Source organism: Mesonia oceanica (genome assembly GCF_902499555.1).
GTDB classification, from domain to species: Bacteria; Bacteroidota; Bacteroidia; order Flavobacteriales; family Flavobacteriaceae; genus Mesonia; species Mesonia oceanica.
Genome location: NZ_CABVMM010000003.1, coordinates 260,605 through 276,952, shown reverse-complemented (window position 1 = coordinate 276,952; position 16,348 = coordinate 260,605). Strand labels below are relative to the sequence as shown.

The following is a 16,348-nucleotide window of genomic DNA, read 5'->3' as shown; positions in this document are numbered from 1 at the left end:
ACGAGAGGGCTTTTTTTATATCTTTATTCTATGGAAATAAATCAACTACACCACCTATTTTTAGAAAGTACAGGAATTTGTACCGACACTAGAAAACTTAAAAAAGGAAATATTTTTTTCGCTTTAAAGGGAGATAATTTCAATGGAAATAATTTCGCCAAAAGCGCTTTAGAAGATGGAGCTAATTATGTTGTTATTGACGAAAAAAAAGAAACCAATAACAATCGATTTATTCAAGTAAAAGACTGCCTAAAAACATTACAGCAGCTCGCTAATTACCACCGGAAATTCTTGAACATACCTATAATTGCCATTACCGGAAGTAATGGTAAAACCACCACTAAAGAACTTATTAGAGAAGTTCTAAGCAAGAAATTTAAAACCGTTTCCACTCAAGGTAATCTCAACAACCATATTGGAGTTCCCCTCACCTTGCTTTCTATGAACAAACAAACCGAAATGGGTATTGTAGAAATGGGCGCTAATCATCAAGGCGAAATTGAAGCGCTTTGCAAAATCACTCAACCAGATTACGGATATATCACTAATTTTGGAAAAGCCCATTTAGAAGGATTTGGAGGCGTAGAAGGAGTCATCAAAGGCAAAAGCGAACTTTATCGACATTTAATCAAAAATGAAAAGACCATCTTCATCAATTATGATGATGAAATACAAGTTGAAAAAAGCAAAGGCACAGAAGTTATTTCTTTTAGCGAAGGAAATGAAGCCACTTACCAAATTACTTTTGTAAAAGCCTCTCCGTATGTTGAAATATCCACCGAAGAACTGGAAATACATTCCAAATTAATCGGAAACTACAATGCTAAAAATATCGCTGCAGCTATTTGTATAGGATCATATTTTAAAGTACCACAGCAAGCTATAAAAGAAGCCATTGAAACATATTCCCCTAACAACAACAGATCACAAATCATCCAAAAGAATACTAATCAAATTATTCTTGATGCTTACAACGCTAATCCAACCAGTATGAAAGCTGCTTTAGAAAACTTAAAAGCAATGGATACCAAAAACAAAGTGGTTGTCTTAGGAGATATGTTTGAAATAGGCAATACAGCTTCAGAAGAACACCAAAACATCGTTAACTTATTAGAAGAATATAATTTTTCTCAAGCCTATGTCTGTGGAAGTAATTTCCACGGAGTCCACACGAATAACATTCAAAAATTTAAAGATTTTGAATCGCTTTCAAAACATCTAAAAAATACAACTATTAAAAATTCAACCATCCTCATAAAAGGTTCACGAGGGATGAAACTGGAAAGAGTATTAGATTTTATATAAATAAAAAGTGGGCTATACTGGATTCGAACCAGTGACTTCCACGTTGTCGACGTGACACTCTGAACCAACTGAGTTAATAGCCCTTTTCATTTTAAATAAAAAACCCGAAGTTTTCACTTCGGGTTTTTTTGTGGGCAATGAGGGATTCGAACCCCCGACCCCCTCGGTGTAAACGAGGTGCTCTGAACCAACTGAGCTAATTGCCCTCTGTTGCTGTAATGCGAGTGCAAATATAATCGTTTTTTACATTCAACCAAACAAAAAAAATATTTTTTTTTAAATTATTTCAGCTACTGTAAACGTGCTTCCGCCGACATATATCAAATCATTTCTTTTAGCTTTTTCATTAGCAGATAAATACGCATTTTGAACAGAAGAATAAACCTCTCCTTCTAGCTTAAATTTTTCTGAATTTTTTTTTAATTCTTCAGCATCAAGTCCACGTGGGATAGCAGGTTTAGCAAAATAATAACTCGCCTCTACAGGAAATAGAGGTAAAACTTCCTCTAGATTTTTATCATTCACCACTCCTAATACGATATGTAAATGCTCATATTTTTGTTTACTTAATTGATTCATCACATAAGTCAGGCCTTCTTTGTTATGAGCCGTATCACAAATCACTTTCGGTTTGTCTTTTAAAACATCCCAACGCCCTCTCAATCCGGTATTCTTTTTTACCGATTTTAATCCATCTTCAATAGCAGAATTACCTAACTGCCATCCTTTAGATGTAAGCACTTCTAAAGCGCACAAAACAGTTCTTAGATTATATTTTTGGTATTCGCCTTTTAAATCAGATTCTAAGATCGAGGAGAAATCATTATCTTCAGCAAAAAGAATACAACTTTTAGTGGAATTTGCTTTTGCGATAAAAACTTCTTTAGTCTCAGCGTTCGTTTCCCCAATAACAACAGGGATATTTTTTTTGATAATTCCGGCTTTTTCGGCGGCAATTTCCCGATAAGTAGTTCCTAAAAATTGTGTGTGATCCAAACCGATATTGGTGATAACAGAAAGATCTGGTGTCAAAATATTGGTTGAATCCAACCTTCCACCCATCCCAACCTCAACAATAGCGATATCCACTTCTTGTTCAGAAAAATATTGAAATGCCATTCCTACGGTCATTTCAAAAAAGGATAATTGTTGTGTTTCTAAAAAGTTGCGATGCTTCTGAATGAAATCAACTACAAAACTTTCTGAAACTTCCTTGCCGTTTATTTTGATTCGTTCCCGAAAGTCCCTTAAATGTGGTGAAGTATACAAACCAACTTTATAGCCCGCTTCCTGAAAAACCGAAGCTAACATATGACTGGTAGAGCCTTTACCATTGGTTCCTGCTACGTGAACAGATTTGAAGTTATTCTGCGGCTGCTGAAGTACTTCTGAAAACTTTAAAATATTGATTAAATCTTTTTTAAAGGCGGTCTTACCTTGCCTTTGATACATTGGAAGTTGCTGGAACATCCAATCAAGGGTTTCTTGGTATGAAATCATAAAAGGAATACCTATTCGGAAAGCTTAAATTCGTATTCTATATAACCGGTTTGTTTTACGGGGGCATTGGCATCACCGTTGAATTTGGTAGCTAAGGCAGCTCTTCTAGCAGGCTCCATTAAACAACTGGCATTATTAGTGGTTCCTTTAGCTCCGGGAATTGCATTAACCACTTTACCTTGTTGATTAACTTCAATCTTAACGACCACAATTCCAGATTCATTACAATCTTGTACAAACTTTTCTTTATTCAAAGCTTTTCTACCACCTAAACGGTAGTTTCCGTCGCCATCGAGTCCTTTTCCTTGTCCATAGTAAGAAGTAGCATTAGGGTCACCATTAGGATCTCCTTTATCTCCAGATTGATTATCATTACCTTCTCCTCCATTGGCTTTACCGTCTTTTTTAGGTCCGTTAATCAAACTGTTTAACGCATCTGAAGTATTTTTATCCGGTTTAGGATCGGGCTTTTTCACCTCTTCAGGTTTCTCTTCTACCTTTTTGGGAGTCTCTTTAGTCTCTACAGGCTTTTCCTTCGGTTTCTCTTCCGGTTTTTTTTCGTTGACTTTTTTATTTTCTTCTTCCTCTTTTATCACCGGAGCCTCTTCAGTCTCCTGCGTGGTCACCTTTTCATTTACCTCAGGTGTTGTTTCGGTAGGTTGTGGTGGTGTAGGCTGTGAAGTGCTTTGCTGCGGAGCAGATTTTACCGGTTCGGTGGGTTGAACCTCTCCTGAGCCCACGTCTGAAGTTCCAAAATTAACCGCAATCCCATTTTCCGGTGGCGGGTCTAAATAGGTAAAACCGAACAAAAACAACAAAATCAGGATTACTCCTGAGATAATTGCCGTAATCGTTGCCGATTTCTTTTCATATTTAGTTTCAAAAAAAGCCATATAGTTACGGTTTCACCGCTAATACAATTTTGTATTTATTTCTTTTAGCAATATCCATTACATTAACCGCATCTTGAATAGGAACACTTTGTTCTGCTCTTAAAATAATGGTGGGATCTTCTTCACCCCGCAAACGTTTTTGAAGTTCCAACTCCAATTGGTTTTGATTTATTTTTTCTGAATTAATAAAAACCTCCAAATCCTTATTAATACTTACGGCTACATTCTGTTTATTAGAAGTTTTTCCTTTCGCTTTGGGTAAAAGCAAATCTAATGCTTCAGGGGTTACCGCAGGTGAAGTTAGCATAAAGAAGACCAATAACAGAAACACAATATCTGTCATGGAAGACATACTAAATTCTGGACTTACTTTATTTCTTCCTCTTAAATTCATATTAAGCAGGTTCGTTTAATAAGTCTAAGAAATCTACAGCAGTAGCTTCCATTTGATGTACTACTTTATCTGTTTTCACCACCAAATGATTATAGCCAATATAAGCAATAATACCTACAATTAGACCTGCTACGGTAGTTGTCATCGCTACATAAATTCCTTCGGCTAAGGTTCCCATTTCTGCTTGACCACTACTGGAAGCTAATTCATGAAAAGCTAAAACCATACCAATTACAGTACCTAAGAAACCAATCATAGGACCTGCTCCGGCAATAGTTGCTAAAATGGAAACATTTTTCTCCAAGTTATAAACTTCCAATCGACCTGCATTTTCAATAGCGGTATTGATATCCTCCAACGGGCTTCCGATTCTAGAAACTCCTTTTGCTGTTAAACGAGCTACGGGAGAATTTTCTTGCGCACATCTAATTTTTGCGGCTTCGATATTGCCATTAGCAACGTGATCTTTAATTTGGGCCATAAAATTATTATCGGTCTTTGAAGCTGCTTTTATAGCGAACAGTCTTTCAAAATAAATATATAAGGCCACGACTAATAAAATAAATAGAATGGCAATCACAACAGTACCTGCAATACCTCCATCTAGGATTAATTCAATAAAAGACAAGGTCTTTTCTTCTGGCATTTGCTCGGCTGTTTCTTCAGCCGCTTGTTGCAAAAATGTAGCTAGCATATGTTAAGTCAGTTTAATAAAGATAACGTTAAATAAATTCAGAAATTATAATCTCTGCCATAAAGCTAAGTTATTTCTAATTCATTACAAAAAAAACAAAATTCCCAATAAACCTAATCCGGTTAATACAATAGTATAGGGCAAAGCCATCTTTACCATTTTTAAATATGATAAGTTAATTAATGGCGCTAAAGAAGAGGTTAATAAAAACAAGAAAGCTGCTTGACCATTAGGCGTAGCTACACTTGGCAAATTAGTACCCGTATTAATGGCAATTGCTAAACTCTCATAATGTTCTGCTGTAATATCCCCATGTTCAAAAGCATTTTTCACTTCCCCAATATAAACCGTCGCGACAAATACATTATCACTTATAGAAGAAAGAAGTCCGTTGGCAGCATAAAAAATGGCAGGCTGATTGTTCAAATCAAAAGTTAAAGCCCAATCGATGATTGGATGAAACAAATGCTGTTGGTGAATCATCGCTACAATCACAAAAAACACTACGATAAGTCCGGTAAAAGGCAATGCTTCTTCAAAAGCTTTTCCCAAACTGTGCTCATCGGTAATTCCCATAAAAGCAGTTTGCACAATAATTAAGCCTAAACCAATCATACCAACTGGAGCAATATGCATCGCTAATCCGAAGATTAGTAAAACCGCAGATATCGCCTGAACGACTAATCCAAATTTTTCTGAAGAAGTCCTATTTTTATCTTGTTCATCGGTATAATTTTCAATAATTATTCTTGCTACCCGAGGAAGTTTCTGACCGAAACCAAACCACCCTGTGGTTTCTAAAATAACCGTAGTAAGCAAACCGCCTACTAAAACCGGAAGAGTAACCGGAGCCATTTTCACAAAGAAATCTATAAAATCCCATTGCATTTTTTCACCAATAAGCAAATTTTGAGGTTCTCCTACCAACGTACAAACTCCTCCGAGAGCAGTACCAACCACTCCATGCATAATCAAACTTCTTAAAAATGAACGGAACTCTTCTAGAGTTTCTCCACTTAATTCTTTTCTATCTAAAACACCGCTATCATTATAGTCTGTATCTGCCGATTGAATTCTATGATAAACTCCATAGAAACCAACAGCCACACTAATTAATACAGCGGTGACGGTTAACGCATCTAAAAATGCGGAAAGTATTGCCGAAAGCGACAAAAAGAGTAATGAAAGAAAAAGCTTCGATTTGATTTTAGTAAATACCTTACTAAAAATATACATCAGCAAAGGTTTCATAAAGTAAATCCCTGCCACCATAAACATAAGCAGGAAGATGACTTCAAAATTCTGCACGACTTCATGTTTTGCTGCTTCCGGAGAAGTTAATTTTAAAATTAAAATTTCTAAAGCTAACAAACCACCGGTTTGCAAAGGGTAACATTTTAAAGCCATCGCCAAACAGAAAATAAATTCTGCGATAAATAGCCAAGCGGTAATCGTTGGTCCTAACAAAAAATTAAAAAAAACATTTAAGACCAAAAAAGAGATTATGGTATATTTCAACCATAACGGGCTATTGCCCAAAAAATTTCGCAACATTTTTTAAGTTATAAAGTTAGTTGAAGTTAAACGAGTTGTTTTAGGGCAATCTCAAACGCAGTTTTACTAATATTGGTTTTACTGCTATTATTATCAAAGGTATTTTTAATGGCGTTCTTTATTGTCATGGAAGTATCGTTAAAAATAGACTCATCGGTCATTTGCACCCTTCTTTCCATAAAATAAGCAAACACCCTTGCCATTCCGCAGTTAGAAATAAAATCTGGAATTAAGCTTACACGTTGGTCAGTATATTCCATAATACTTCCGAAGAAAATCTCTTTATCAGCAAACGGCACATTTGCCCCACAGGAAATTACCTCCAAACCGGTTTCTATCATTTTAGAAATCTGGTCTTGCTTGATTAATCTTGAAGCGGCACACGGAGCAAAAATCTCAGTTTCCAGACTCCAAACCTTTTCATTGATTTCTTCAAAAGGAATTAAATTTTCTGCATTTAGAGTATTCCCTTTTTTATTAAGGAAGAGTTCTTTTATTTCTTCAAAAGAAAATCCTTCTTCGTTAATTAAGCCTCCGGCACGATCAATAATCCCAACTACTTTAGCTCCCATTTGCGCTAAATAATAAGCCGCTGCAGAACCTACATTCCCAAAACCTTGCACTACTGCACGTTTTCCTTTCACATCACCGCCATAAATTTCGTAATAATGACGAACCGCTTCTGCTACACCATAACCGGTAATCATATCGGCTACTGTATATTTACGGGTAATATCTGGAGAATAAGTTGTGTTTTCTAATACTTTAATCACTCCTTGACGAAGTTGACCTATTCTATTAATTTTATCTGCCTCGGTTGGTTGAAAGTGTCCGGTAAAAACCCCTTCCTGAGGATGCCAAACTCCACAATTTTCGGTAATCGGAATTACTTCGTGAATTTCATCTACATTTAAATCTCCTCCTGTTCCGTAATAACTTTTCAACAAAGGCGAAACCGCTTTGTACCAACGCTCCAAAACACCTTTTTTACGAGGATCTTGTGGGTTAAAATTAATTCCGGATTTTGCTCCGCCAATCGCTGGGCCGGAAACGGTAAATTTCACCTCCATGGTTTTTGCCAAAGAAAGTACTTCATTCATATCTAATCCCTCACGCATACGCGTTCCACCTCCGGCAGCGCCACCTCTCAAAGAGTTAATGACGGTCCAGCCTTCAGCTTCGGTTTCAGAGTCTTTCCAATTAAATACTATTTCAGGTTGTTTATTTTCGTAAAGTTCGAGTAGTTCCTTCATCTGCAAATGTTTAGGTTTTAATTTTTAATCAGATGTTATTCATTCAAATTTTGAGAAACAAATTAAATTTATTGTCCCAAATTTTTGCTCACAAATATAGTTAAACAGATAGGTGTTTGTGAATGAAATCTTAATTTTTTAGGGAAGATAAATTTTACCGGAAGAATGATTTTTTGAAGCTCCCGTGACACTAGCTAAAACGTTAATTTGGTTTTCTAGACGCAAGACCCCTAAAAAGCCAAAAATCAAGGCTTCTTTAAATTCGATTAAATCGGTTTGCGGAAGCACGATTTTTGCAGCTGTTTTTTGCTGAAGCAACTCTATTAAATAAGAATTATAAGCCCCTCCACCGGTTACTAACACTTTTTTAGCAGAATTATTCTGAATATTTTCTGAAAGCTGAAAAGCCACATGCGCTGTAAACGTTGCTATAATTTCTTCGGAAGTACAGCCACTTTCATTTAATAAAGGAAAGATGATGGAATTCACCCATTCAATTCCCAACGATTTTGGTGGTTGCTGCTTATAAAAATTCAACCCATTTAGTCTTGCTAACAATTCCTGATTTACCTCAGCATTTCTTGCAATTTCCCCACCGCTATCAAAAGTAACACCCAATCTTGAAGCATATTCGTTCAGCACCGTATTCATCGGACAAATATCGTAGGCGACACGCTTAATTTTACTTTTCTTCCTTGACTCAATCGAAAGGTCATTTTCAATTTCATGTTCGATTTCAACTCCAACTTCGATTTCTATTTCCTTCGAAATATTCGCAAATCCACCTAAATTCAAACAATAATTATACTCGCCAAACAATAATCGATCACCAATGGGCACCAATGGAGCGCCTTGTCCGCCCAACTCCACATCTTGCACACGAAAATCGCAGACTACTTTTTGCTGAATGAGCTTCGCTAGTTTGGCTAAATTGCCGATTTGAACCGTCAAGCCTTTGTGCGGTTGATGCAACACCGTATGCCCGTGAGAACAAACCGCATCAAGGTGTTCTATAGTATTTTCTCGAATAAATTGTTGAATGATACCTGCTAAGTATTCCGTATAGCGTTCATCTAAATTATAAATATCCTTTAACGGTAATTCAGCAGAATTTTTAAGCAAATCGTACCATTCTTTTGTGTACGGAATAGTTTCCGAATGCAAAATAGTTGCTTTCCAATTGTTTATGTATTCAAATTCGAGGTAAGCTATATCTATTCCATCCAAAGAAGTTCCCGACATCACTCCTAAAACCTTGTATTGTTTTGTTCCCATATTCGCAAAAATAACCGATTATGATTGATAATTTAATCACATAAAGCTATATTTGCGAAGTTTCACTAAATATTTGACAAACACAAAACAGAATGGATTTTAAGCTTACTGAAGAGCATCTTATGATTAGAGATGCAGCAAGAGATTTTGCAAAAGCAGAATTACTTCCGGGAGTCATAGAAAGAGATAATAAACAAGAGTTTCCCGCTGAACAGGTAAAGAAGATGGGAGAACTAGGTTTTTTAGGAATGATGGTTTCTCCAGAATATGGTGGTGGCGGAATGGACACGACTTCTTACGTGTTGGCGATGGAAGAACTTTCTAAAATAGATGCTTCTTGCTCGGTCATCGTTTCTGTAAACAACTCTTTAGTTTGCTGGGGATTGGAGACTTATGGTAACGAAGAACAAAAGAAAAAATACCTTACTAAATTAGCTACCGGAGAATCGATTGGTGCTTTTTGTTTAAGTGAACCGGAAGCTGGAAGTGATGCAACTTCACAAAAAACGACTGCGATTGATAAAGGTGACCACTATATTTTAAATGGAACCAAAAACTGGATCACCAACGGAGGAAGCGCCGATTATTATTTAGTGATTGCACAAACCGACAGAGAAAAAGGACACAAAGGAATTAATGCCTTTATTGTTGAAAAAGGTTGGGATGGTTTTGAAGTTGGTCCAAAAGAAGATAAATTAGGAATTAGAGGTAGCGATACGCACACGCTTAACTTTAACGATGTAAAGGTTCCTAAAGAAAATAGAATTGGGGAAGATGGATTTGGGTTTAAATTTGCCATGAAAACACTTTCCGGTGGGAGAATCGGGATTGCCGCACAAGCACTTGGTATTGCCAGTGGTGCTTATGAATTGGCCAGAGAATACTCTAAAATTAGAAAAGCTTTTGGCACTGAAATCTGCAATCACCAAGCCATCGCTTTTAAATTGGCAGATATGTACACCGAAATTGAAGCAGCTCGCCATTTAGTAATGAAAGCAGCTTGGGATAAAGACCAAGGGAACAACTACGATATGTCTGGCGCAATGGCAAAACTTTACGCTTCCAAAACGGCGATGGATGTTACTGTTGAAGCCGTACAAATTCATGGCGGAAATGGCTTCGTAAAAGAATACCACGTAGAGCGTTTAATGCGTGATGCAAAAATCACTCAGATTTACGAAGGAACTTCAGAAATTCAAAAAATAGTGATTTCCAGAGGCTTACTCCGTGATTAAGAATGGTTATAAATTATTTCAAAAACCCGATTTTTTAAGAATCGGGTTTTTTATTTCCCAATATTTCAGCTTTAAAATAAGAAATAAGGATTTTATTCGATTCTAATTCAGATATTATCAAAAATTCAAGCATTCATTAAAAAATCGTGAAATAAACTGCTATTTTAGGATATAAACCCCTTTTTCTTTACCTTATCATTTCGTTTTTACTAAAAATTTTAAGTTAAAGAAAAAGATATATGAAGCCACAAAAACAGGGACTTTACTCGCCGGAATTTGAACATGATAATTGTGGAGCCGGTTTTATCTGTAACCTCGAAGGGAAGCAAACCAACGACATCATTCACAAAGCAATCGATATTCTTATTAGACTGGAACATCGGGGTGCTGTCGGATCTGATGGAAGAACCGGAGACGGAGCAGGAATCCTGATTGAAATCCCACATCAATTCTTCAAAAAAGTATGTGATTTTGAATTGCCGGAGTTTAAAGACTACGCTGTAGCGATGGTCTTTTTACCCAAAAGTGCGAATCAACTTAAAATTTGTAAAGAAATTTTTCAAGAAGAAATCAGTGCGCAAAAGCTTGATTTAATTGGTTGGCGGGAAGTTCCGATAGACCGTTCTTGCTTAGGAAGTATAGCAAAACTTTCTGAACCTAGCGTTTACCAAGCTTTTATCGTTAAACCAGAAAAAGATTCAGCAGAAGAGTTTAATGCCAAATTATTTGCAGCTCGTAAAATTGCGGAACATCGCATTGATGATTCAGAACTTTCTGAAAAGGATCATTTTTACGTTTGCAGTCTTTCTACAAATACCATTATTTATAAAGGCCTATTAATGCCCAACGACATTAATAGTTATTATCCCGATTTAAATGATGACGATGTAGTGACCAAGTTAGCCTTGGTGCATCAACGTTTCTCTACAAATACCTTTCCTACTTGGGATTTGGCACAACCCTTTCGATATATGTGTCATAACGGAGAAATCAATACACTTCGTGGAAATTTAAGCCGGATGAAGGCCCGTGAAGAATTATTTGAAAATGAATTTTTCGGAGAAGATTTAAAAAAGATTATTCCCATTACGATGGAAGGAAAATCAGATTCTGCTTCTATGGATATGGCGCTAGAGTTATTATTACACACGGGGCGATCCTTACCTGAAGCCATGATGATCATGGTTCCGGAAGCTTGGGAGAAAAACCCGGGAATGTCTGATGAGAAAAAAGCCTTCTACGAATACAATGCTTGTATTATGGAACCTTGGGACGGCCCGGCTTCTATTCCATTCACCGACGGAAATTACATTGGTGCCTTATTAGATAGAAATGGCTTAAGACCTTCTCGTTATACGGTAACCAAGGATGGTTATGTGATTATGGCTTCAGAAACGGGAGTTATCGATATCAAACCCGGAAATGTAGAATTTCACGGACGACTAGAACCGGGAAGAATGTTCTTGGTCGATATGGTAAAAGGTCGAATTATTGAAGATCAAGAAGTAAAATACGATATTGTCACCAAACGTCCTTATCGAGAGTGGTTGGATAATAATTTGCTTCCGTTAGCTAATATTCCCTATACAGGAAACCAAACTCCAGTAGAAAAAGTAGACATCAATAAACGGCAGAAATTATTCGGTTATACCTTAGAAGATATTAAAACCATTATTACTCCAATGGCTACGCAAGGAAAGGAAGCCATAGGTTCTATGGGAGCCGATATTCCTTTGGCGGTGTTATCAGATCAGCCACAATTGCTATTCAATTACTTTAAACAACTATTTGCGCAGGTGACCAATCCACCATTAGATGGTATTCGCGAGGAAATTGTTACCGATATAAGTTTAACCATTGGTGAGGACAAAAACTTGTTCGACATTACTCCGGAGCACTCTAAGAAATTACGCATTCAAAATCCAGTAATCTCCAACGAAGATTTAGACAAAATTAAATACATTGATTACCCTGGCTTTAAAGCGAAATCTATTTCTATGCACTACGAAGCTGAAAAAGGCTTAAATGGTCTGGAAACTCGCTTAGAAGAAATGATTCACGAAATTAATGATGCCGTAGATGATGGTTGCAACATCATTATTTTATCAGATCGAAATATCAACGATAAATTGGCTCCCATTCCTTCACTATTAGCCTGTTCATTTGTGCATCATCGTGTAAAAGACCACGACCGCCGCTCTTCCTTTGGAATTGTGATTGAATCTGCCGAACCACGGGAACCTCATCATTTTGCTTTATTATTTGGTTATGGCGCGAGTGCCATTAACCCTTACATGGTGAATGAAATTATATTTAATCTTGCCAAAGAAGATGAAATTGAAGAAGAACCGGAAGTAGCTGTTCAAAATTACAACAAAGCCATCGGAAAAGGAATTGTAAAAATTATGAATAAAATCGGAATTTCTACCCTCCTTTCTTATCGTGGTTCTCAGATTTTCGAAATTCTCGGGCTTAATAAAAAATTCGTCGATAAATATTTCTGCAATACACCTACCCGAATCGAAGGAATTGGTCTCTATGAAATTGAAAAAGAAATCCAGAAACGCTATCACAAAGCATTTTACCCTCAACCTACCGATGTTGGTCTAGATTTAGATATTGGAGGTGATTATCGTTGGCGTAGAAACGGTGAACGCCATATGTTTAATCCGGCAAGTGTGGCAAAATTGCAACAAGCGGTTAAACAAAATAATCCGAAGAGCTACAGCGAATATTCCAAGCTCATCAACGAACAGAATGAACGCTTAATGACCCTTCGCGGATTGTTTAAATTCCGTGATCTCAACCCGATCCCGATAGAAGAAGTAGAACCGTGGACCGAGATCGTAAAGCGTTTTAAAACCGGTGCCATGTCTTTTGGTTCTATTAGTAAAGAAGCACACGAAAATTTAGCGATTGCGATGAACCGCCTGAAAGGGAAAAGTAATTCAGGAGAAGGAGGTGAAGATGCCGATCGTTTTCATAAAGACTTAAATGGGAACTGGCGAAATAGCGCTATAAAACAAGTTGCTTCCGGTAGATTTGGGGTCTCTATTAATTATTTGAGTAATGCGCAAGAAATTCAGATTAAAATGGCTCAAGGGGCAAAACCCGGAGAAGGCGGACAGTTACCCGGCGCCAAAGTAAATCCAGATATTGCCAAAACTAGAAATTCGACTCCTTATGTTGGATTGATTTCTCCACCTCCACATCACGATATTTACTCTATTGAAGATTTAGCACAGTTAATTTTCGACTTAAAAAATGCAAATCGTGAAGCTAGAATTAACGTAAAATTAGTCTCTAAAGTTGGTGTGGGTACCATTGCAGCCGGAGTAGCGAAAGCAAAAGCCGATGTGGTGCTTATTTCAGGCTATGACGGTGGCACAGGAGCTTCTCCACTCACCTCATTACGCCACGCAGGATTGCCATGGGAATTGGGAATTGCCGAAGCACAACAAACCTTATTGCTCAATAACCTTAGAAACAGAATTACCGTTGAATGTGACGGACAATTAAAAACCGGTCGTGACGTAGCGATTGCGGCTCTATTAGGAGCTGAAGAATTTGGTTTTTCCACCGCTCCATTAGTGGCTTCCGGTTGTATTATGATGCGAGCTTGCCACTTAAATACGTGTCCGGTTGGGATTGCTACGCAAGATCCTGAATTGCGTAAAAACTTTAAAGGAACACCGGAAGATGTGATTAATTATATGTATTTCGTGGCTCAGGAACTCCGCCAGATTATGGCAGATTTTGGATATCGCACCTTGAATGAAATGGTAGGACAAAGTCAAAAATTAGACATGAACCGAGCCATCAAACACTACAAAGCACAAGGTATTGATTTATCCAACATTCTTTACAAGCCCGACATCCCGGAAGATATGCCTCTTTATCGCACTCAAAAGCAAGATCATCAGCTAGAAAAAGTTTTAGATTTTGAAATTCTCAGTAAAGCACATCCGGCGATTTATCGTAAAGAAAAAATGACTTTAGATTTTCCTATTCACAATATGAACCGAACCACAGGAGCTATTTTAAGTAATGAGATTTCTAAGATTCACGGGGAAGCCGGTTTACCAGAAAATACGTTAACTATTAATTTCACCGGTTCGGCAGGACAAAGTTTTGGTGCTTTCGCCACTAAAGGACTTAACTTAAATGTGATTGGAAACACGAATGATTACTTTGGCAAAGGACTTTCCGGCGCCAAATTGAGTGTACGAAAACCTGCTTCAGCCACCTTCAAATCTAATGAAAATATCATTATCGGTAATGTCGCTTTATACGGCGCCATTAACGGTGAAGCCTACATTAATGGTATTGGCGGAGAGCGTTTTTGTGTGAGAAATTCTGGAGCTAAAGCCGTTATCGAAGGCATTGGCGATCATGGGTGTGAATATATGACCGGCGGTATTGCCGTCATTCTCGGAAAAATCGGAAGAAATTTTGCTGCAGGAATGAGTGGCGGTATTGCTTATATCTATAATCCGAAAAATGAATTGGATCATCATCATTTCAATATGGAAATGATCGAATTGGAAGATCCTTCCGAAGAAAATAAAAATGAACTAAAACAACTTATTAGCAATCATTACAAATTCACCCAAAGTAATGTCGCTAAAGAAATATTGGAAAACTGGGAAGCAGCTTCCAAACAGTTTATCAAAGTAATGCCAACCGAATTTAAAAAGGCATTGCAAAAAATTGAAGAAGAGAAAAAGAATAACAACAAAGAATTAAAAACGGCATAATGGGAGAGTTAAGAGGATTTATTGAACACGATAGAAAGACGGAAGAGACCATTGATCCTAACGAAAGGATTAAAAATTATAAAGAATTTGCAAAACCTTTAAGCGAAAAAGAACTCAACACCCAAGGTGCTCGCTGTATGGACTGCGGAATTCCATTTTGCCACAGTGGTTGCCCATTAGGAAACCTGATCCCTGATTTTAATGATGCGGTTTATCAAAATGAATGGAAAAAAGCGGTTCAAATTTTACATTCCACCAATAATTTCCCTGAGTTCACCGGAAGGCTATGCCCCGCACCTTGCGAATCGGCTTGTGTGTTAGGAATTATTGAGCCTCCTGTTGCTATCGAATTAATTGAAAAATATATTGCTGAAAAAGGTTTTGAAGAAGGCTGGATAAAGCCGGAACCTCCACAGATGGAGACCGGCAAACGTGTAGCTGTTGTAGGTTCGGGTCCGGCAGGATTAGCTGCTGCCCAACAATTACGAAGAGCGGGACATACGCTTACCGTTTTTGAACGCGATGAAAAATTAGGTGGACTGTTACGCTATGGAATCCCTGATTTTAAAATGGAAAAACACGTAATTGACCGCCGTATAGAACAAATGGAAGCGGAAGGTATTACGTTTAAAACAGGCATTCATGTTGGAAAAAATTATGAAGCAAAGCAACTAGAAGAATTTGATGCAGTAGTTTTATGTGGTGGCGCTACGCAACGTCGGCCGCTTCCTATTGACGGAGCCGATGCAAAAGGTGTTGTACAAGCCATGGAATTTTTGGCCCATAACAATCGTGTGGTTGATGGTTTAGCCAAACCAAAAGAGGAACTATCTGCAAAAGACAAACATGTGATAGTCATTGGAGGTGGTGATACTGGTTCTGACTGTGTAGGAACTTCCAACAGGCATGGAGCAAAATCGGTGACCAATTTTGAAATTATGCCGATGCCGGCAGAAAATAGAACCAAAGAACATCCTTGGCCTTATTGGCCGTTCACGTTAAAAACAAGTTCTTCTCACGAAGAAGGCGTTGAAAGGAATTGGAGTATTCTTACCAAAGCGTTTATAAAAGACGAAGAAGGTAATCTAAAAGCCTTAAAAACGGTAGCGGTTGAATGGATTAAAAATGAAAATAATCGTCCGCAATTAAAAGAAATTGAAGGATCAGAAAAAGAATGGCCTTGTGATTTAGCTTTATTAGCATTAGGTTTTACAGGTCCTGAAAAAACTTTGGCTGAGCAATTAGGTATCAAGACTAATGAACGTACCAATTTTGAAGCTGAAAAAAATTATCAAACCAATAGAAAGAAATTTTTTGCGGCCGGTGATATGCGCCGAGGACAATCTTTAATTGTATGGGCAATTTCTGAAGGTCGAGAAGCAGCTTATGAAGTAGATAAATTTTTAATGGGAAGCTCAGAACTACCAACAAAAGGACCTGGGGATTTACCGGGAGTTTAGATTATAAATTTTAAAATTGGGGTGTAAC

The 16,348-nt window shown here is 37.4% G+C and carries 11 protein-coding genes and 2 tRNA genes; 4 read left to right on the top strand and 9 right to left on the bottom strand.

The window, feature by feature from the left end:
* Nucleotides 1–30: 30 nt before the first annotated feature.
* Nucleotides 31–1,305: a UDP-N-acetylmuramoyl-tripeptide--D-alanyl-D-alanine ligase gene (locus FVB9532_RS04995; RefSeq protein ID WP_150544107.1), complete on the top strand. Its 1,275-nt coding sequence runs from the start codon at nt 31–33 to the stop codon at nt 1,303–1,305.
* Nucleotides 1,306–1,313: 8 nt separating this feature from the next.
* Here FVB9532_RS04995 and FVB9532_RS04990 read toward each other — a convergent pair.
* The 9 genes from FVB9532_RS04990 to FVB9532_RS04950 form a co-directional block, all read right to left on the bottom strand.
* Nucleotides 1,314–1,388 (bottom strand) — tRNA-Val (locus FVB9532_RS04990).
* 48 nt (nt 1,389–1,436) lie between these two features.
* Nucleotides 1,437–1,511: transfer RNA gene (locus FVB9532_RS04985), tRNA-Val, on the bottom strand.
* 70 nt (nt 1,512–1,581) lie between these two features.
* Complete coding sequence (locus FVB9532_RS04980; protein WP_194716490.1) at nt 1,582–2,802, bottom strand: bifunctional folylpolyglutamate synthase/dihydrofolate synthase; 1,221 nt, start codon at nt 2,800–2,802, stop codon at nt 1,582–1,584.
* A 14-nt stretch (nt 2,803–2,816) separates the two neighbouring features.
* Complete coding sequence (locus tag FVB9532_RS04975; RefSeq protein ID WP_150544105.1) at nt 2,817–3,698, bottom strand: energy transducer TonB; 882 nt, start codon at nt 3,696–3,698, stop codon at nt 2,817–2,819.
* 4 nt (nt 3,699–3,702) lie between these two features.
* Nucleotides 3,703–4,092, bottom strand: a complete 390-nt coding sequence (locus FVB9532_RS04970; RefSeq protein ID WP_150544104.1) for an ExbD/TolR family protein — start codon at nt 4,090–4,092, stop codon at nt 3,703–3,705.
* 1 nt (nt 4,093) lies between these two features.
* Nucleotides 4,094–4,786, bottom strand: a complete 693-nt coding sequence (locus FVB9532_RS04965) for a MotA/TolQ/ExbB proton channel family protein (protein ID WP_150544103.1) — start codon at nt 4,784–4,786, stop codon at nt 4,094–4,096.
* A gap of 84 nt (nt 4,787–4,870) precedes the next feature.
* The gene (gene nhaB / locus FVB9532_RS04960; RefSeq protein ID WP_150544102.1) at nt 4,871–6,340 is read right to left on the bottom strand and encodes a sodium/proton antiporter NhaB; all 1,470 of its coding nucleotides are present in this window, start codon (nt 6,338–6,340) and stop codon (nt 4,871–4,873) included.
* Nucleotides 6,341–6,366: 26 nt separating this feature from the next.
* Nucleotides 6,367–7,593, bottom strand: a complete 1,227-nt coding sequence (locus tag FVB9532_RS04955) for a Glu/Leu/Phe/Val dehydrogenase dimerization domain-containing protein (protein WP_150544101.1) — start codon at nt 7,591–7,593, stop codon at nt 6,367–6,369.
* A 138-nt stretch (nt 7,594–7,731) separates the two neighbouring features.
* Nucleotides 7,732–8,868, bottom strand: coding sequence for an anhydro-N-acetylmuramic acid kinase (locus FVB9532_RS04950; protein ID WP_150544100.1), 1,137 nt, complete (start codon nt 8,866–8,868; stop codon nt 7,732–7,734).
* 92 nt (nt 8,869–8,960) lie between these two features.
* Here FVB9532_RS04950 and FVB9532_RS04945 point away from each other — a divergent pair, with 92 nt between their 5' ends.
* The 3 genes from FVB9532_RS04945 (at nt 8,961) to FVB9532_RS04935 (ending at nt 16,320) form a co-directional block, all read left to right on the top strand.
* Nucleotides 8,961–10,103 (top strand): acyl-CoA dehydrogenase, encoded by a 1,143-nt coding sequence (locus FVB9532_RS04945; protein WP_150544099.1) that lies wholly within the window; start codon nt 8,961–8,963, stop codon nt 10,101–10,103.
* 239 nt (nt 10,104–10,342) lie between these two features.
* On the top strand, nt 10,343–14,860 hold the full coding sequence (gene gltB / locus FVB9532_RS04940; protein WP_150544098.1) for a glutamate synthase large subunit: 4,518 nt from the start codon (nt 10,343–10,345) through the stop codon (nt 14,858–14,860).
* Nucleotides 14,860–16,320: a glutamate synthase subunit beta gene (locus FVB9532_RS04935; RefSeq protein WP_150544097.1), complete on the top strand. Its 1,461-nt coding sequence runs from the start codon at nt 14,860–14,862 to the stop codon at nt 16,318–16,320. The genes gltB and FVB9532_RS04935 overlap by 1 nt, the downstream gene beginning before the upstream one ends.
* The last annotated feature ends 28 nt before the right edge of the window (nt 16,321–16,348 follow it).

Bases quoted from the DNA above. Each gene is read 5' to 3' on its own strand.
- FVB9532_RS04970 (WP_150544104.1), bottom strand. From the start codon at position 4,092: ATGAATTTAAGAGGAAGAAATAAAGTAAGTCCAGAATTTAGTATGTCT.
- FVB9532_RS04935 (WP_150544097.1), top strand. From the start codon at position 14,860: ATGGGAGAGTTAAGAGGATTTATTGAACACGATAGAAAGACGGAAGAG.
- FVB9532_RS04950 (WP_150544100.1), bottom strand. From the start codon at position 8,868: ATGGGAACAAAACAATACAAGGTTTTAGGAGTGATGTCGGGAACTTCT.
- FVB9532_RS04965 (WP_150544103.1), bottom strand. From the start codon at position 4,786: ATGCTAGCTACATTTTTGCAACAAGCGGCTGAAGAAACAGCCGAGCAA.
- FVB9532_RS04955 (WP_150544101.1), bottom strand. From the start codon at position 7,593: ATGAAGGAACTACTCGAACTTTACGAAAATAAACAACCTGAAATAGTA.
- FVB9532_RS04975 (WP_150544105.1), bottom strand. From the start codon at position 3,698: ATGGCTTTTTTTGAAACTAAATATGAAAAGAAATCGGCAACGATTACG.
- FVB9532_RS04995 (WP_150544107.1), top strand. From the start codon at position 31: ATGGAAATAAATCAACTACACCACCTATTTTTAGAAAGTACAGGAATT.
- FVB9532_RS04945 (WP_150544099.1), top strand. From the start codon at position 8,961: ATGGATTTTAAGCTTACTGAAGAGCATCTTATGATTAGAGATGCAGCA.
- gltB (WP_150544098.1), top strand. From the start codon at position 10,343: ATGAAGCCACAAAAACAGGGACTTTACTCGCCGGAATTTGAACATGAT.
- nhaB (WP_150544102.1), bottom strand. From the start codon at position 6,340: ATGTTGCGAAATTTTTTGGGCAATAGCCCGTTATGGTTGAAATATACC.